The organism is Halorussus sp. MSC15.2 (assembly GCF_010747475.1).
Classification (GTDB): domain Archaea; phylum Halobacteriota; class Halobacteria; order Halobacteriales; family Haladaptataceae; genus Halorussus.
In genome coordinates this window covers 152149-168380 of the sequence record NZ_VSLZ01000004.1, presented here as the reverse complement: position 1 = coordinate 168380, position 16232 = coordinate 152149, and the positions used below count along the sequence as shown (strand labels likewise).

The following is a 16232-nucleotide window of genomic DNA, read 5'->3' as shown; positions in this document are numbered from 1 at the left end:
TCGTAGTGGTTTACGTGCCCGATAACTTTGCCAACGCGTCTGCCAGCACCCGCGTCGCGGTCGCGCAGTCGTCCCAGTCGGTCCACTCCTTCGGGTTGTGCGAGATGCCGTCCCGCGAGGGCGCGAACAGGAGTCCGGCGTCCGTGACCTCGGCGACGTGCATGGTGTCGTGGGCCGCCCCCGAGTGCAGGTCGAGCGTCTCGATTCCGGCGGCCGCACTCGCGTCGTGAGCGGCCGTGCGAACGCGGTCACTCATGGGCGTGGGCGCGAGGTCGAAGGGACGGCGTAGGTCGGTTTCGACCCCACGCTCGCGTTCGAGGCGCGCGAGACTTCGGCGCGCTCGCTGGACGATTTCGTCAATGGCGTCGCGGTCCACGTCTCGAACGTCCACGCCCGCCGTGACTTCCCCGGGAACCACGTTGGTCGCGTTCGGGCGCACGCCGAAGCTTCCCACGGTCCCCACCGCGGTGTCGCTCTCCCCGGCGACCACCTCGTTCGCGGCCCGTTCGACGTCGAGTACGAACTCGCTTGCCGCCGCGAGCGCGTCGGTCCGGTCGCCCATCGGGGTCGCCCCGGCGTGGTCGGCCTCGCCGCGTATCGTCACCTCGCAGTGGGTGATGCCCGTGATGGCGGTGACGACGCCCACCGGGACGCCCGCGTCCGCCAGTCGCTCGCTCTGCTCGACGTGGAGTTCGAGCCACGCGTCCCAGTCGCCGGCGTCGAGGCGGCCCTCGCCCCGAAAGCCGATGTCGGTCAGGGCGGTCTCCAGCGTGGTCCCGTCGTCCGCTTCGAGCGCGAGCGCGTCCTCTACGGAGCGCTCGCCCGCCGCGACCGACGACCCGAGCAGGCCCGAAGCGAAGCGCTGGCCCTCCTCCTCGGTGAACGAGACGACCTCGACCGGGCGCGTCGGTTCGGCTCCCGCCTCCTGCATCGCCCGGACGGCTTCCAGCGCGGCGTAGACGCCGAGCGGACCGTCGAAGATGCCGCCTTCCGGGACGGAGTCGAGGTGGCTCCCTGCCGCGACCGGGTCGGCGTCGGGGTCGGCGCTTTCGGGGGTCCACCGTCCCGCGACGTTCCCCACCGCGTCGATTCGCACGTCGAGTCCGGCGTCTTCCAGTCGGGAGACCAGATACTCTCGCGCGTGGCGGTTGGCCTCGGTGCCGGTCAGTACGGTGCGTCCGCGCCCTTCGTCGGACTCGACGTCGCCGAACTCGGCGTTTCGCTCGATGTCCGTCCGGAGGCGCTCGGCGTCCACGTTCATGTCTGATGCGTCGGCGGCCCCGCTAATGAGTGGTGGGATGGGGGCAGAACAGACGAGTCGCCTCGGGAGCGCTACACCCCGCCGGCCGCCGCGGAGTGTCCCCGGTCGAGCGGTCCTCGATGTCGCCCGTGACCGCCTCCAACGCGTCGGTCACGGTCACGAGTCCGACGACTTCGCCGTCTTCGACCACTAGCGCGAGTTCCTGAGTCTCGGTCTGGAACTGGTCGATGGCGTCGCTCACGTCGGCGTCCGGCGAGAGCGTCATCGGCGGCGCGGCCAACTCCTCGAAGTCGAGGTCCCCCTCCGACAACCTCTCGCGGTGGCGCAAGAGGACCGGAACGTAGACGATGCCACGGAAGTCGGTCAGTTCCTCGCCGACCAGCGGATACCGGGTCTGGGGTCGGTCCGACATACGCCGGAAGTTCTCCTCGGTATCGGCTTCGGTGGACAGCGCGACGATTTCCTCGGCGGGAATCATCACCTCGCGGACCGACTGCTCGCCGATTCGGAGCGCGTTCATCACCTCGTCCCGTCGCTCGTCCGACAGGTCACCGCGTTCGAGGACGGACCCGAGTCGGTTGCGGAGGTCGGCCCGCGACTCGATGGCCTGCTCCTCGGTTTCGAGCCACGCACCCGTCATCTCGACTCCGAACAGTTTGAGCGTCGCTTTCGCGACCCAGTCGCCGAGGGTGATGAGCGGCGAGATGAGGTAGTTGAACCAGTACAACGGCGTTGCGCCGTACCGGCACACCGTCCGGGAGCGCTCGACGCCGAGATAGGTCGGGGTCTGCTCGCCGTGGGTCAGGTGGACGAGATTGATGAGGAGGAAGGCGAGAATCGCGCCCGAACCGAACGACGCCAGCACCGTGTTCGCGAAGACGGGTTCGAAGATGGCGGCGAGGGCGGGTTCGGCGACGATACCGACGGCGATGCTGGACGCGGTGATTCCGACCTGACAGGTGGTGAGATAGATTTCGAGGTTGTGCGTCATCTCCCACGCCCGCTCCAACGCGGGGGTTCCGTCGACGAACTCGTCCTCGGAGAACTGGCGTGCGCGAGTCAGCGCGAACTCGATAGCGACGAAGAACCCGTTCGCCAGTATGAGCAGTACACCAGCGGCGAGGCGACCCGCAATTCGAAGCGAGTCCATTATCGCGTAACTACGATGCGAAGAACACAAAGAAGTGACGGGGTCCCGACGTAATCTCCAACCCGGGGACGAGACGGCAGACGGTCTCCGTCGAGGAATCTCAGTCCGCGGACTCGATTTCGAGGAGACCGCTGGAGTGGACGGTCACGTCGTAATTCTCGTACGTGAACGACATGTGACCGCCCACGTCGGGCAACCCGCCCGTCCCGACGAAGTCGTCGAGCGTGTCGGGTTCGACGGTCTCGAAGAGCGGTTCCAACTCCAGCGGGTCCGCGTCGGCTATGTCGGCGACGGTTACCACCAGCATCTCGCTGGGCCGTTCGCCGGTCGTCGGGTCGTAGTGAACGTAGCGCGTTCGGTCCTCGGCGGCGTCGTCTCCGGTTTCGTTAGGTTCCATCATACTCGGTGGTGCAGTCGCCTTCGGAAGGAACCGAACGGGGGACTCTCGTCGCCCGTAGTTCGGTCGTCGGTTCCGTCTCCGGTGATGACGAACGAATAGTGTGGCGACGTTGATATACTTATCGGCTACGGTCTCGAATTAGCGTTCCCTCGTCGCGCATCGAACGGGGTCCGTGAGGGACCTCGTTAGGGGTCCTCGACCGACTCTATCAGTTCGAGAAACGCCGTCACTCGCTCGTCGCCGCGGTAACGGACGGTCTTCGAGCGAGGGTCGTAATCGAGAACGGAGGTGCGGTCCAGTTTGGGGAGACAGTTGTGATGGAGTGACACTGCAACGCGCTGGTGGTGTCGTTCGGGGTCGGTGTTGGACCCAGTTTCACAGCGTGGTTTCGCGTCTGCAGACGAGTCGGTCCCGGGGTTGGTTTCGGTCTCTCTGCTGTCCTCCCCTCCCGTGTCACACTCGCCGGTACGCCGTCGCTCGCACTCTACCACGTAATCCACGATGTCGTCGAGTTCGACCACGTCCACCGAGAGCGATTCGAGGTGCGCGAGAACGTCTCGGGTCCGACGGTCCGACACGATGTCGAAGAGGTCGTCGACGCGTTCCCCTTCGGCCGATACGTCACGACTGCACGGCGGAGTCTCGTCGTCACCTCCACCCTCGGAGGTGTCATCACACATGATAACTAGTGTCAGAGCTACGGTGCGCTTATTTCTGTCGGGCGAACGCGACGTGCTCGGTAAATTCAAACCGGGACCGGTTCGGGGTTTACGTTTGCGTAAACGAAAACGACTTGGCGACTGACCGAACTGCCACTCCGACAACTCCGTCGGTGAGTGTCCAGAACCGGATGACAGCGGCCCCATTAGACCACGCTCGTTCAGAGCTGTCTCGCAAGCAATACGTTCGAGGACGCCGACCCCTCCGATATGCGAGCGTACAAATCGAAGATGGTCACGCCGATTCGACTCCCCGACCGCGAGGAACGCGAGGCGAATCTGGAGCGGGCGGGATACAACGTCTTCAATCTCGATTCCGATGGCGTGTTCGTGGACCTGTTGACCGACAGCGGGACCGGGACGATGAGCGAGTCCCAGTGGGCCGCCATGCTGTCGGGCGACGAGGCATACGCCGGGAGTCGGAGTTTCGAACGACTGCAGGAGGCGGTCTCGGACGTCATGGGCTTCGAGCGCATCATCCCCGCCCATCAGGGCCGTGGCGCAGAGAACGTCCTCTACGGCGCGTTGGTCGAGGAGGGCGACTACGTCCCCAACAACACCCACTTCGACACGACTCGGGCACATATCGCCAACAACGGAGCGAAGCCGGTCGATTGCCCACGCGAAGGTGCGCTCGACGACGACCGAGCGTTCGCGGGCGACCTCGACGTGGAAGCGGTTCGGAGTCTGGCCGACGAAGTGGGCGCCGAGAACATTCCGGCGGTCCTGCTCACCATCACTAACAACTCGCTGGCTGGCCAACCGGTGAGCGTCGAGAACGTCCGGGCGGCCCGCGAGGTGGCCGACGAACTGGACGCCACCTTCGTCGTCGACGCCTGCCGCTTCGCCGAGAACGCCTACTTCGTCCGGGAGCGCGAGGCGGAGTTCGAGGACGCCTCGGTCGCGGACGTGGCCCGCGAACAGCTCTCGTACGCCGACGCGCTCGTCATGAGCGGGAAGAAGGACGGATTGGTCAACGTCGGCGGGTTCGTCGCCGTCCGGGACGACGAGGCGTTCGACGACCTCTACGCCGAGGCCCGCGAGCGCGGTATCCTCTACGAGGGGTTCACGACCTACGGCGGGATGGCGGGGCGAGACCTCGAAGCGATGGCGGTCGGTCTCCGCGAGGCGGTCGAGGAATCGTACATCGCCGACCGCGTCGGGCAGGTCCAGCGACTCGGCGACCTGCTCGCCGACCGCAACGTACCGGTCCAGCGACCCACCGGCGGTCACGCGGTGTACGTGAACGCCGCCGAGTTCCTGCCCGACATTCCGGACGACGAGTTCCCCGGTCAGGCGTTGGTCTGCGAACTCTACCGCGAGGGGGCCGTCCGCGGCGTCGAACTCGGGAGCTTCGCCTTCCCCGAGACGGACCGACCGGAACTCGTTCGTCTTTCGCTTCCGCGCCGGACGTACGGTGCGGACCACCTCGACCACGTCGCCGAGACGTTCGAGAAAGTGGCCGAGCGTCGCGACGCGGGCGAAATCACGGGACTCGAAATCGTCGATGAACCCGAGATGGCGGAACTGCGCCACTTCAGTGCGGAACTACGGCCGGTCCGAGAACGAGAGACGACCACGGCCGACTAACCGCGACAGAATCGGCGCGAAGAGTCGCTTCGCTCGTTGCAGTTCGCCTCGTCTCGCAGGAGCAACTTCCGGAGTCAGACGCCCTCTACCGTCTCCCGGTAGGACCGAACGTCTCCGAGCGCAGCCTGTACTCTCTCGGCCTGTTCGTCGTCGAGATTCGATTGCACGTCCTGAAGGTTGTGTTCGAGGCGCGCGAGCTGACCGTGGTCGGGACCGCGCTCGGCGTCGGCCATCGTTCGAAGCCGCTCGGCGAGCGATTCGAGTCGCTCACGGGTCTCGTCGTCCGAACTGTCGTCTCGCACCGAGTCGAGTCGCTCCGCTGCTTCGCGGAGTTCGGTTCTATCGTCGGTCATATCCGTAGCTACGACCGAGACCGGAAAATAATTTCCGTCGAGGTAATTTCCCGCGACGACGGGACGTTCTGACGACCAATCGCAGTTCTCATTTCGAGCGAGTCCCTATCGGAGCACATGGGTTCCAAGCTTCAACGCGGTCTGTACGGGTTCGTCGGACTACTCGCGCTCGGTTTCGCGGTCCACTACGTGCTGTTCGGGTCGCTCCCCGTCGGCAAACCGGAACTGCTGAAGGACGATTCGGAACCCGAGTGGAACGAAGTCGAAGCGTAGCCTCGGCCCGAGGAACCGGGTCAATCGAGAAGTAACCTTTTCGGAGCAAACGGTGATTTCAAAGCGAAACCACGGTCGGTATCGACCGAGAGCAGTGTCGGTGGTCTGACTGGTGGTCACCGACAGAGTCGCTACCGAACGCGTGGCCGCCGACAGGCCAACGAGAACGAGGACCGCCGGCTTAGCTCCCGCCCAGCACTCGCTTGAACAGGGTGAACGTGAGTAGGGTGAAGAACAACCCGTTCAGCATCCCCTGACTCGCGGCCAGAATCTTGGCCGCCCAGCCCACGGGTCCGATGTCGCCGTAACCGATGGTACTGAAGCTGATGTAACTGTAGTACAGTCCGTCGAACAACGTCGTCGCGGGCGCGCTCGCCTCCCAGACGACTCCGGCCCCCGTCTCCAGCGGGCCGCCGAGAACGTAGAAGAGGCCGAACAGCGCGGGGAGCAGGAAGGTGAGCGCGGCGATGCGGGGCAGACGGTTGCCGTAGCCGCAGGTGAACTGCATGAAGAAGTTGAGACCGACGCTGGACGCCTTCTTCGCCCGAGTCCACGCGTCGATTGAGTACTCGTGGAGGACGATGTCGATGTTCTTCCGGCGGTTGTAGAAGTACCGCTTGAACTCGAACTCCCGCATCGCGGGCGTGTCGCCGACGGCGTCGGCGCTGTCTTGGGCCTTCCGGTAGGTCTCCTCGACGACCTCGTTCGACATCTCAACGTCGTACCGGCCGGAGGTCTCGTCGCCGACGAAGTCGTGGAGGTTCCAGTCGTTGCGTTCGAGCGAGGCGTGGTGGTCGCTGAAGTCGAAGCGGTCGAAGTCAGTCAGACAGAACCGGAAGTGGTCGAGGAGTTCGTGTTCGCTCGTCTCGCTCTCCAACTGGAGGTCGCCGAGCGTCGCCTTCGTCAGGTCGTAGATGACGACGTTGCCCGCAGTCACGACGATACTACCGCCGGCGAGCGTCGCCCCCGACAGGTCCACGTAGGTATCGCCTCTCCCGGTCCCGTCTACTCGGAACCGGACCGCGTCGAGGAACTCCGCGCCTCGGAAGTTGCACTCGGCGTCGAACGTCACGTCTCTGAACGACCCGTTCGTGAAACTCGCGGTCTCGAAGTCCGCCAGCGCATCGAACGTCACCTCGTCGAAGCAGGCGTTCTCCTCCAGATGTTTTGCCTCGCCCTCGAAAATCGCACCCCGGAAGACGGCGTCGTCCTCGAACGTCGCTCCCCGGAAACTGGCGTCCTCGCGGAACCGCGCTTCGGTGAACCGGGCGCGGGAGCGGAACGTCACGCCGACGAAGTCGGCGTCGCCGTGGAACTCGGCCTCGACCGCCTCCACGTCGCCCGCGAACGCGCCCTCGTCGAAGGCCACGCCGTCGCGGAACTCCGTGGCCTCGAAGTTGGCGCGTCCCGCCACGTCGATGCGGTGGCAGTCGGCGCGGGCGTCGAAGACCGCCCGGTCGAGATTGAACTCGGCGTCGAAGGTGGCGTCTTTGAAGTCGGCGAATCGGAATCGCGCGAGTTTGAAGTCGGCTTCGTCCTCGAACTGCGCGCTCTCGAAGGTCACGTCGTCGCTGGTGGTCCGACTCCCGCCGTTGAACTCGACGCCCCTGAACTCGGCCACGGCGTTGAACCGGGCGTTCTCGAAGCAGGCGTCGTCGTGGAACTTGGCCTCGTCGAAGTCGGCCATGCGGTCGAACACGACCCCACCGAACTGGCTGTCGCCCTCGAACTCGACGTGTTCGAAGTCGGACTCGGCGTGGAACGCCACGTCGGTGAAGGTGACGTACTGGAACGTCGCTTGCCGGAAGCTCGCGTCGTCGCGGAACGTCGCGCCCCCGAACGAGATGTGGTCGTCGAGGACGTGGCTGGTGCCGGTCGTCTCGACGTTCCGGAAGTGGGCCGGGGCGTGGAACGTCACGTTCTCGAAACTCGTGTCGTCGCGGAACGTCGTCTCGTCGCAGTTCACTTCCCCGTGGAAGCTCGCGTCCGCGAACGATACGTCCTCGCGGAACGTCGCCTCGTACGCCGAGAACGTCCCTTCGACCGAAATCCGGTCGGCTTCGAGGGCACCGCCGACGGTCGCGCCTTCGAACTTGAGCGCGCCCACCGTGGCACCGCGGAGATTGAGTCCCTGTTCGAGATGCCCGTTCGTGATGTCGAACCCGTCGATGTCGGCGTGCTGGAAGTTGAGTGCGTGGTTGTTACCGCCGCTGATGTCCTGATACGTCAGCGAGAGGTGCGGGAGGTCCGCGCCCACGTACTCGTTGGCGCGCACGTCCTCCGATTCGAGGTTCCGTTTGAGTCGCTCGACGATGTCCTCTCCGGACACGTCGTTGCTGGTCCGTTCGTCCCGCGACATGTGGAACGGACAGTAGTCGCTGTCGCCGTACGGTTCGTGCGGGCACTCCCACGTCGTCTGGAGGCGCGCCTCGGTCCGTTTGGACGGGTCGAACGTGTATCGGCAGGTGGCTGTCGAGTCGGCGGCGGTCCGTTCTTCAGTTCGTGCCATGGGTGTGGTCGCGTGGTCGAGCGGCCGGAGGGCGTTTCGCGAGCGATTCGAGGGGGACTGTCACACGTACCGTCATTGTTCACCCCACCGATATATAGATTAGGTGTTTCGAAACCGACGCGAACTCCTCCGTCGGGAATCTGCGCTCACCGCAACACGTCCTTGCGCTCGCTCTCGGTGAGTTCGGCGTCGAAGGCGCTCCGCGAGCAGTGTTCGCACTCCTTGGCGGGGTTCGTGCTGCGCTCGTAGGTCCTGATGGGATGCCCGAACACGAACAGCGCCTCCATCTGGTGGCGCGCCACGATGGCGTCGGCGGGTTCCCCGCAGTTGGGACACCAGTCGTCGTCGGCGGGAACCTGATAGGTCACTTTCCGGCGGCCGAACCCGGCCCGGTCGAACGCCTCCTCCTTCGTCGTCTCGATGAGGTCCTCGACCGGATAGGGTTGGGCATCGACTTCGTTGTCGAATCCGGTGTCCGCGACCACCTCGCTGTCGAGATACGGCCCGACCGTGACGGTGTTGTCGTAGCCCAGCAGGTACACCGAGACGCTGGCGCTGCGTCCCGTAATCTCTATCTCGTGGTCGTGACCCGCGACGTACACGTCGATGTCGGTGCGGGTTCGCTCGACGGTGACCTCGTGGTGCGCGCCCGTGACCCGGACGCCCGCGTCGGGGTCGCTGGAACTGCCGGACTGCTTCCACCCCGTGAGCGACACGTCGTAGTCGCCGGGGTCGCGGGGCGGTTCGACCTCGTCGGCGTAGACGTTCTCCGGGCCGACGACCGAGAGGTGGCCGCCGACCGCCCCGGCCGAGACGAACACGTCCTCCGCGTCGGCGACGGCGGCGTCGCCGGTCACGCCCTCGGGTTCGGCGTAGCCGTCCTCTAAGTCACCTCGGACGACCGTCTCCGGGTCGCCCACGTCCGCGCCGCCGCCTGTCCGATAGTGGGTGAAGACGTACTCGGGGTTCCGGAGTTCGAGGTCGCCCGCCACGCCGTCGGCCCGGATGAACACGTCCTCCGGGTCGCGGACCGCGACGGGAGCGTCTTCGTGGCCGGTGAGCGTTACGTCGCCGTCGTAGGGTTCTGAAGTCTGGTCGGTCATCGTGAGTCTCCGGGGATGGGTCGGTCGCCGGTCGTTCGAACAGCGTCGGTCGAATCGTCGGTCTGCTCGGCAGTCCGAGACTGTTGCTGTTTCTGAGGGTCGGTGGACGCTCGCGTCCGACGGAGCGTCGTCTCCGTGTACACCGCGAGACCGTGTTCGGGGTACGTGTGGTACGTCTCGTACGCCGCGGATTCGGAAGCGGAGGACCGCTCTGAGTCGTCGGACGCGGCGAGTTCGATAGTCGTCCACGCGTCCGGGCCGAATCGGAAGGCGGCGTCGGCCGCCTCCGAACCGGGGAACGCGTCGATAGGTCGCACCTCTGCGCTGGTCTCGACGCGGACGCGGTCGTTCTCGAACGCGAACTCTCGCTCGACGCCACGTCGGAGAGGCGTCTCGGCGGTCGATTCGCCGGAAATCGGCTCGCACGAGCAGACCTCGTGGAAGTTCAGTTCGGGGACGCCGACGTAGTGGGACGCGCCGATGACGGTCAGGGCGGCGGGCGCGCCGAGCAACTGACTCGGGACGACGCGCTTCACGTCGAACGCCGCCAGATTCGGTTCGCTGGCGGCGTACGCGAAGTGGAGTCGGCGAGTTTCGGTGGATGACATGGTCTGATGGTGGTGGTGTTCGGTCGGAGCGGTCAGGTATCGACGAGGATGTCGTAGTTGGGGTGGAACAGCGAGTTCACCCTCACGCCGCGGTAGCGGGGAATCTCGCGCCATCGCAGGTCGCGATAGCGGTCACTGTACGTTCGAACGTAGTCGGTCGCTTCGGCCGAGTCGGGCGCGGGGAACTCCGGGCGCTGGCCGGACGCGAGGACGTAGAACTGCTCGACGCGTTCGGTCTCGCCGTCGCCGTCCACGTCTTCCCACGCCCAGTACGGGACGAACTGGTCGAACCCGGCCGCCCGGACCGTGTTCACGTACGCCTTGTGATGCTCGGGGAACCCGTACTGGGAGTACCCCCACGCGACGACCGTACCGTCGGGTTCGAGGTGCCGCCGGAGCGACCCGTAGAACTCCTTCGAGTAGAGTTTGAGCAGGTCGTCGTCGGTCGCGCCGGGGATGTCGAGCAACACGAGGTCGTAGCTCTCGTCGGTGTTCTGGAGGTACGCGTAGCCGTCGCCCACCGTGGTGTTCAGTCGGTCGTACTGGTAGGCGTCGTCGTGCCAGCGCGAGAAGAACGACTCGTTTCGCGCGTGGCGCATGAACTCGCCGTCGAGGTCCACGTGGTCCACGCTGACGTCGTACTGCCGGAGGTGGTCGATGGCTATCCAGTCGCCGCCGCCGACGACGAGGACGTTCGTCTCGGGCGAGTTCTCGTACATCGACATCGGCACGTCCACCAGTCCCTGATGGTAGGAGTCGGCCCAACTCTCGCAGAGTTGGACCGCGGTGCCGAGACGCAGACACTGCTCGGTCTTCCCCGAGAAGTGCGGGTTCGGTCCCGAACCGGTCCACGTCCGGTCGTACCGGACGACGTGCTGGTACTGAGTGGTCCACTGACTCGTGATTTCGGCGTCCATCGCACCCCTGTCGTACTCGGACTCTATCTGCTGTTCGAGGTAGAGTTCGGTCACGCTCCGGTCCACCTGTCGGTGGTTGGCGACGGCGCCCGCGTACCCGGCGGTCAACAGGAGACAGACCGCCAACAGCGCTCCGGACTCCCGACTCACCAGTCCGCGGCGCTCGTCGGCGAACAGTCCCCACGGGCGCTCGCTGAACCGGACGACGAAGACCAGCGCGGCGACGCAGTTCAGCAGCGCCAGCACGAATATAGTCGGAACCAGTCCGAGCGCGGGGTAGAGTACCTTCGCGTAGACGATAGCGCCGAACAGACCGCCGACGTAGTCCATCGCCAGCACCACCGACAGGCCGCTCCGGTCGCCCGTCGTCCGTTCGACGCTCCAGAACCATGCGAAGACGCCGAGGACGACCCCGTGGACTCGCTCGAAGATGCGGACGACACTCGAAGGGAGTAGCGTGCCCGACTCGTCGGTCCGCTCGACCATCCGGGTCAGCAGCGGGAGTTCGAAGCCCGAAAGGAACCCGACCGCGACGGCGGGAAGTCGGGCCACGACCCAGACGAGTTCGGGCGGGACGGTCTCCGGGATGGCGACGCTGTTCAGACCGACGACGAGCATGAATCCGGCGGGTGCGACCGCGGCGAGGTACACCTCGGTCCGGAAGAAGTTCGACGGCGCCTCGCCCTGCAACTCGTCGGAGAGCGCCGACCCGATGCCGAGACTGAAGAAGTAGAGGCCGACGGTGATGACGTACTGGGTCACGGTGCCGCCGTACATCACCGTCAGTAACTCGGAGTAGACGAACTCGTAGGCGAAGCTACAGAACGAGACGACGTAGGTGATGGCGAGTAGCGTCAGCGTCTTGGTTCGAGAGGGGTTCGGCATGGTTCGGTGTTGAGGAGTCCTCAGATTCGGGGCGAGACCTTCCACGGGTCGGAGACGTAGTACCCCGGCGTGCCGTCTTTGGTCTCGGGTTCGGCCGTGAAATCGACGCACTCCCACCCGAGGTCGCGGCCCGACTCGGTGACGACGTGCGCGCCGACGCGGTACCGGTCCCGAGAGTCGAGGTCGTGAGTCAGCGCGTCGTCGGAGTCGGTGAGTTCACCGACCGCTTCGGGTCCGAAGGTCCGGTCCCAATCGACCGGTCCCGCGCCGGGGAGGGCCGGTTGGTCGAATCTGCCCCAGTGGTTGTAGAAGAACGCGACGCCGACCTCCTCGACGGTCACGTCGCGTTTGGTCACCTCCCCGCGGTGGTCGGTGTACCACTTGGCTGCGTATTCTCCGCCGTGCCACCACGCCCGGCCGTGGCGGGTCTTGGGGGCCGCCTCGAAGTCGTCGGCGTCGCCGGTCCGACCGGTCGCGCCGGGACCGTCGTCGGTCCGGAACCGGTTGTGCTGGGACCGCTCGCGTCCGCTCGGACTCGCACCGACGGCGCGTCCTCGATTCGGATTCGGAGCGTCTTGGCGTCGGTTTCGAGTTCGGGGAGAACGAACGACTTTCGCGGCGGGGGCGTCGGGTCCGCGCCGCCGAGACAACCAGCAAGACCGCCGACGCCGGCGAGGCCGGTTCCGGCGAGAAACTCGCGGCGTCGCATCGCGCCTACGTATTCAGGTATCATTTGTAATCTTCGTGGTATCGGAGGGGCGTCGGTCGAGTCTGCCGAGTGGCCGGGCGAATCGGCCGAGTCGGGCGAGGACGCTACCGGATGTCAGATTCGAGGCGAGACCTTCCACTGCTTTTCGACTTCGTATCCGGCGTCGGAACCGGTCGTCTCGTCCACCTTCAGGTCCACGCACTCCCAATCGAAGTCGTGGCCGTTCTTCTCTCGGAGTTCCGCGCCGACTCGATACCAGCCGTCGGTACCGATTTGGCAGGCCTCCGTGTCGTCGGGGTTATCGACGCGGCAGTCCCACGGGACGGGACCCGCGCCGGGTTTGTCGTCTTCCATCGCCGCGGAACTGCCGAGGTAGGCGACGCCGACGGTGGCGACGGCCACGCCGTACTTCGACACCTCGTCTTGGTGGTTCTCGTACCAGTCGTCGGCGTAGTCGCCGCCGTGCCACCACGCCCGGCCGTGGCCGGTCTTGGGTGCGCTGGCGTAGCCGCCGGTCGCGCGACCCGTGGCTCCGCGGCCGCCGCCACCGCCTTTGCCCTTCGCGCGGGCACCGCCGACCGGACTGAGACCGCCGACATCGTCGGGGTCGGCCAGCGCGTTCTGGCCGCCACCGTCGTAGCGTGACTTGACCCACGTGTTGTCTTCGAGGTCCACTCTCAGTTTCCCGCTTTTCGTCTCGATGGTCTGGAAGACGTTCGACTTTCGAGGCGGCGGGGACTTGCTTCCGGTACAGCCAGCGAGGGCGGAGGCGGCGACGATGCCAGAACCGGCGATGAATTCGCGGCGTCGCATGAGTGCTGTCTTTTCGTGACCGGGTTAAAGAGTTTATTGAATTAGCTGTTCGCCACAGTGTCACCTCTCGGTGCGTACCTTCTCCAAGACCCTATGTGGTCCTAAGTGGCCCTCTCCAGTCCGAATAATCGCCACCGGAAGCCTCGAAACGAACCGTTTTACGGCGGATTGCTCGGCGCCTCCCCGGTCGCCGCTCGGTCGCGTCTCGACACTCCTCAGTCGTGGCCCGACACCTCGACCGGTTCGTACGGTTCCTCCAGATACGCGATATCGCTGGCCGAGAGGTCGATATCGAGGGCCTCCACCGCGTCTTCCAGATGCTCGACGCTCGTGGTGCCGACGATGGGCGCGTCCACCCAGTCCTTGTGGAGGAGCCACGCGAGCGAAATCTGGGCCATCGTCACGCCCTTGTCGGCGGCGAGTTCCTGCACGCGCTCGTTAATCTCCTTTCCGCCGCCCTCGCGGTACGGATGTTCGTACATGTGTTCCTCGGACTCGCCCCGCGTCGTCGCGTCGATGTCCTCGTGCGGGCGGGTGAGGTAGCCGCGAGCGAGCGGACTCCACGGCAGCACGCCGACGTTCTCCTCGTCACAGAGCGGGAGCATCTCGCGCTCCTCCTCGCGGTAGACGAGGTTGTAGTGGTTCTGCATCGTCTGGAAGCGTTCGAGTCCGAGTCGGTCGCTGGTGTAGAGCGCGTCGGCGAACTGTCGAGCCCACATCGAGGACGCCCCGACGTGACGAACCTTCCCCCGGCGCACCGCGTCGTCCAGCGCGCGCAGCGTCTGCTCGATGGGCGTGTCGTAGTCCCATCGGTGAATCTGGTACAGGTCGATGGTGTCCATCCCCAGTCGGTCGAGGCTGTTCTCCAACTCCTGTTCGAGAGCCTTCCGCGACAGCCCCCCGGAGTTGGGGTCGTCCTCGTCCATCTGGAAGTAGGCTTTCGTCGCGACCACGCTCTCGTCGCGGCGGCCGTCGAGGGCGTCGCCGAGGACGCGCTCGCTCTCGCCGTTCGAGTACATGTTGGCGGTGTCGAAGAAGTTGATGCCGAGGTCGATGGCGCGCTCGAGTATCTCCTCGCCCTCCTCGGGGTCGAGTACCCACGGCCGCCAGTCGCTCGACCCGAAACTCATACAGCCGAGACAGATTCGACTGACCTCCATACCCGTGTCGCCGAGCGTCGTGTACTCCATGGACCGATAGTCGCTCGGCGCGCGTAAAAAGGTCCGTCAGGCGGCAGGGAGTTCGGGGTTCGCCGAACCGTCGGGACGACACGCTTTGGGCCGACAAGCGGTGGCTACCCTGTCCCCGCGCTGCGCCCCGGTCGCCGCCGCGGCGAACTCGACAGTCGATTCCGATGACGACACGGAGAACGGGCGGTAGCTTCAATGGAGAAGCCGTAGAAGTGCGTCCAATGGCTACCCCGCGTCGCTGGCGGTTCGTCTACGGGCAGACGGCGTGGATGCTCGCGGCGGTCCTCGTCCTCGCGGTGGTCGATGGGCTATCGCTGCGCGTGTTTCTGGTCGCGTCGCTGGTCGGATTCCTCGTGATGATGGAGTTCACCGCGCCGTTCGACGTGACTCCGGCGTGGCGCAGGCGACTCAAGTGGTTCGTCCTGCTGGGTCTCCTCGTCTTCGCGTACGTCCTCGGCAGGCGCATCCTCGAACTCATGCCGGAGGGAGCGATGCCGTGACCGACGACGGTCCCGACGCGCGGGCGTTCGACCGCTCCGACATCGACTGGCCGCGCGTGCTCCTCGTCGCGCTCGTCGTCGCAGTCGCCGCGGCGGGCGTGACGGGGGCCGCCACCTCGGACGCCGCGTTCGGAGCGTACAACTACGGGTGGGACGGCACGTCGGAACTACGGACGCAAGCCGAGGCGGTCGGCGCGGAGGTCAGCATCGTCCGGGACACTCGGGACTACGATTCCGTCGCGCCGAGCGACTCCGTGGCGGTGGTCCTCTCGCCCGACAGCGCCTACCGGCCCGACGAGACGGCACGCGTCGCCGAGTTCGTGGACCGCGGCGGGACGCTCGTCGTCGCCGCGGACGTCGGTCGCAACGCCAATCCGCTGCTGGCCGCGGTGGGGACCAGCGCCCGCATCGACGGGACGCCGGTCCGCGACGAGCGACACAACTACCGGACGGCGTCGCTCCCGGTGGCGACGAACAGTTCAGACCACCCGCTCGTCGGAAACGTGTCGGCGCTCACGCTGAACTACGGGACCGTCGTGCGACCCGGCGGCGCGACCGTTCTGGTCAACACCTCCGAGTACGCCTACCTCGACCGGAACCGGAACGGGACGCTCGACTCGTCCGAGACGCCCGAGCGCCGTCCCGTGGCGACGGTCGAGCGGGTCGGCGCGGGCCGGGTCGTGGTCGTGAGCGACCCCAGCGTGTTCGTCAACGCGATGCTCGACCGGTCGGACAACCGGGCGTTCGCCCGGTCGCTGCTGGCCACCGGCGACCGCGTCCTCCTCGACTACTCTCACTCGGCGGGGGTGCCGCCGCTCGTCGCGACTGTCCTCGACCTCCGGGCCTCGCCGCTCGCGCAGGTCGCGGTCGGCGCGTTCGGACTGGCGCTCGTCGGCGTCTGGACGCGCTCGGACGAGATGCGCTCGCGCTGGACGCGGGCCGACCAGTCCCGGTCGGGACTGGCGGGTCGGCTTTCCGCCCGTATCCGCGGCGAATCGGCGTCGGACGGTCGGTCGCCGACGCTCTCCACCGACGAGGTGGTGGCCGCGGTCCAGCGTCGCCACCCCGAGTGGAGCGACGACAGGGTGCGCCGGGTCGCCCGCCGACTCGACCGGGGTCCGGGAGAGTCGAATCCCTCCGACCGAGGGTCGGGACCCGACGCATCGGGCGACTCGGCCGAGTCCCGAGACGGTCGGAAATAGGCCGTTACTGGCAAAAGATGTATCATCGGCCGTCTCGACAGTATTCCGAG

16 protein-coding genes are annotated in these 16232 nt (G+C 66.1%); 4 read left to right on the top strand and 12 right to left on the bottom strand.

Annotation, left to right across the window (positions count from 1 at the left end):
• Positions 1-10 precede the first annotated feature (10 nt).
• The 4 genes from FXF75_RS15725 to FXF75_RS15710 all read right to left on the bottom strand — a co-directional run bounded on the left by FXF75_RS15725 (position 11) and on the right by FXF75_RS15710 (position 3491).
• Complete coding sequence (locus tag FXF75_RS15725) at positions 11-1261, bottom strand: Zn-dependent hydrolase (RefSeq protein WP_163522807.1); 1251 nt, start codon at positions 1259-1261, stop codon at positions 11-13.
• Between the two features lie 22 nt (positions 1262-1283).
• Positions 1284-2411 carry a CNNM domain-containing protein gene (locus FXF75_RS15720; protein WP_163522806.1) on the bottom strand — a complete coding sequence of 376 codons (1128 nt, stop codon included), beginning with the start codon at positions 2409-2411 and terminating at the stop codon, positions 1284-1286.
• Positions 2412-2511: 100 nt separating this feature from the next.
• Positions 2512-2808, bottom strand: coding sequence for a HalOD1 output domain-containing protein (locus FXF75_RS15715; protein WP_205427714.1), 297 nt, complete (start codon positions 2806-2808; stop codon positions 2512-2514).
• A gap of 188 nt (positions 2809-2996) precedes the next feature.
• A complete protein-coding gene (locus tag FXF75_RS15710) occupies positions 2997-3491 on the bottom strand; it encodes a hypothetical protein (RefSeq protein WP_163522804.1) in 495 nt (164 codons plus the stop codon).
• Positions 3492-3740: 249 nt separating this feature from the next.
• Here FXF75_RS15710 and FXF75_RS15705 point away from each other — a divergent pair, with 249 nt between their 5' ends.
• A complete protein-coding gene (locus tag FXF75_RS15705) occupies positions 3741-5120 on the top strand; it encodes a tryptophanase (protein ID WP_163522803.1) in 1380 nt (459 codons plus the stop codon).
• A gap of 74 nt (positions 5121-5194) precedes the next feature.
• Here the strand turns inward: FXF75_RS15705 and FXF75_RS15700 are convergent, their stop codons facing one another.
• On the bottom strand, positions 5195-5473 hold the full coding sequence (locus FXF75_RS15700) for a hypothetical protein (RefSeq protein WP_163522802.1): 279 nt from the start codon (positions 5471-5473) through the stop codon (positions 5195-5197).
• Positions 5474-5590: 117 nt separating this feature from the next.
• Here FXF75_RS15700 and FXF75_RS22185 point away from each other — a divergent pair, with 117 nt between their 5' ends.
• Positions 5591-5746: a hypothetical protein gene (locus FXF75_RS22185; RefSeq protein WP_205427712.1), complete on the top strand. Its 156-nt coding sequence runs from the start codon at positions 5591-5593 to the stop codon at positions 5744-5746.
• Between the two features lie 181 nt (positions 5747-5927).
• On the opposite strand, the gene FXF75_RS15695 is transcribed toward FXF75_RS22185, so the two are convergent.
• The 7 genes from FXF75_RS15695 to FXF75_RS15665 form a co-directional block, all read right to left on the bottom strand.
• Positions 5928-8255, bottom strand: a complete 2328-nt coding sequence (locus FXF75_RS15695; RefSeq protein ID WP_163522801.1) for a pentapeptide repeat-containing protein — start codon at positions 8253-8255, stop codon at positions 5928-5930.
• 146 nt (positions 8256-8401) lie between these two features.
• Positions 8402-9358, bottom strand: a complete 957-nt coding sequence (locus FXF75_RS15690; protein WP_163522800.1) for a hypothetical protein — start codon at positions 9356-9358, stop codon at positions 8402-8404.
• Positions 9355-9966: a DUF2617 family protein gene (locus tag FXF75_RS15685; RefSeq protein ID WP_163522799.1), complete on the bottom strand. Its 612-nt coding sequence runs from the start codon at positions 9964-9966 to the stop codon at positions 9355-9357. Before FXF75_RS15685 ends, FXF75_RS15690 begins: the two co-directional genes overlap by 4 nt.
• 32 nt (positions 9967-9998) lie before the next feature.
• Positions 9999-11768 (bottom strand): spermidine synthase, encoded by a 1770-nt coding sequence (locus FXF75_RS15680; protein ID WP_163522798.1) that lies wholly within the window; start codon positions 11766-11768, stop codon positions 9999-10001.
• A gap of 20 nt (positions 11769-11788) precedes the next feature.
• Positions 11789-12418, bottom strand: coding sequence for a hypothetical protein (locus FXF75_RS15675; protein ID WP_163522797.1), 630 nt, complete (start codon positions 12416-12418; stop codon positions 11789-11791).
• Between the two features lie 173 nt (positions 12419-12591).
• On the bottom strand, positions 12592-13290 hold the full coding sequence (locus tag FXF75_RS15670) for a hypothetical protein (RefSeq protein ID WP_163522796.1): 699 nt from the start codon (positions 13288-13290) through the stop codon (positions 12592-12594).
• A gap of 215 nt (positions 13291-13505) precedes the next feature.
• The gene (locus FXF75_RS15665; RefSeq protein WP_163522795.1) at positions 13506-14480 is read right to left on the bottom strand and encodes an aldo/keto reductase; all 975 of its coding nucleotides are present in this window, start codon (positions 14478-14480) and stop codon (positions 13506-13508) included.
• A gap of 221 nt (positions 14481-14701) precedes the next feature.
• Here FXF75_RS15665 and FXF75_RS15660 point away from each other — a divergent pair, with 221 nt between their 5' ends.
• Entirely contained in the window at positions 14702-14980 is a 279-nt protein-coding gene (locus FXF75_RS15660; RefSeq protein ID WP_163522794.1) for a hypothetical protein, read from the top strand.
• Positions 14977-16182, top strand: coding sequence for a DUF4350 domain-containing protein (locus tag FXF75_RS15655; protein ID WP_163522793.1), 1206 nt, complete (start codon positions 14977-14979; stop codon positions 16180-16182). Before FXF75_RS15660 ends, FXF75_RS15655 begins: the two co-directional genes overlap by 4 nt.
• The last annotated feature ends 50 nt before the right edge of the window (positions 16183-16232 follow it).

What these genes read in the sequence shown, in the direction of transcription:
- FXF75_RS22185 (WP_205427712.1), top strand. Translation starts at nt 5,591, where the DNA reads ATGGGTTCCAAGCTTCAACGCGGTCTGTACGGGTTCGTCGGACTACTC.
- FXF75_RS15710 (WP_163522804.1), bottom strand. Translation starts at nt 3,491, where the DNA reads ATGTGTGATGACACCTCCGAGGGTGGAGGTGACGACGAGACTCCGCCG.
- FXF75_RS15715 (WP_205427714.1), bottom strand. Translation starts at nt 2,808, where the DNA reads ATGGAACCTAACGAAACCGGAGACGACGCCGCCGAGGACCGAACGCGC.
- FXF75_RS15690 (WP_163522800.1), bottom strand. Translation starts at nt 9,358, where the DNA reads ATGACCGACCAGACTTCAGAACCCTACGACGGCGACGTAACGCTCACC.
- FXF75_RS15665 (WP_163522795.1), bottom strand. Translation starts at nt 14,480, where the DNA reads ATGGAGTACACGACGCTCGGCGACACGGGTATGGAGGTCAGTCGAATC.
- FXF75_RS15680 (WP_163522798.1), bottom strand. Translation starts at nt 11,768, where the DNA reads ATGCCGAACCCCTCTCGAACCAAGACGCTGACGCTACTCGCCATCACC.
- FXF75_RS15700 (WP_163522802.1), bottom strand. Translation starts at nt 5,473, where the DNA reads ATGACCGACGATAGAACCGAACTCCGCGAAGCAGCGGAGCGACTCGAC.
- FXF75_RS15685 (WP_163522799.1), bottom strand. Translation starts at nt 9,966, where the DNA reads ATGTCATCCACCGAAACTCGCCGACTCCACTTCGCGTACGCCGCCAGC.
- FXF75_RS15670 (WP_163522796.1), bottom strand. Translation starts at nt 13,290, where the DNA reads ATGCGACGCCGCGAATTCATCGCCGGTTCTGGCATCGTCGCCGCCTCC.
- FXF75_RS15660 (WP_163522794.1), top strand. Translation starts at nt 14,702, where the DNA reads ATGGCTACCCCGCGTCGCTGGCGGTTCGTCTACGGGCAGACGGCGTGG.
- FXF75_RS15705 (WP_163522803.1), top strand. Translation starts at nt 3,741, where the DNA reads ATGCGAGCGTACAAATCGAAGATGGTCACGCCGATTCGACTCCCCGAC.
- FXF75_RS15725 (WP_163522807.1), bottom strand. Translation starts at nt 1,261, where the DNA reads ATGAACGTGGACGCCGAGCGCCTCCGGACGGACATCGAGCGAAACGCC.
- FXF75_RS15720 (WP_163522806.1), bottom strand. Translation starts at nt 2,411, where the DNA reads ATGGACTCGCTTCGAATTGCGGGTCGCCTCGCCGCTGGTGTACTGCTC.
- FXF75_RS15695 (WP_163522801.1), bottom strand. Translation starts at nt 8,255, where the DNA reads ATGGCACGAACTGAAGAACGGACCGCCGCCGACTCGACAGCCACCTGC.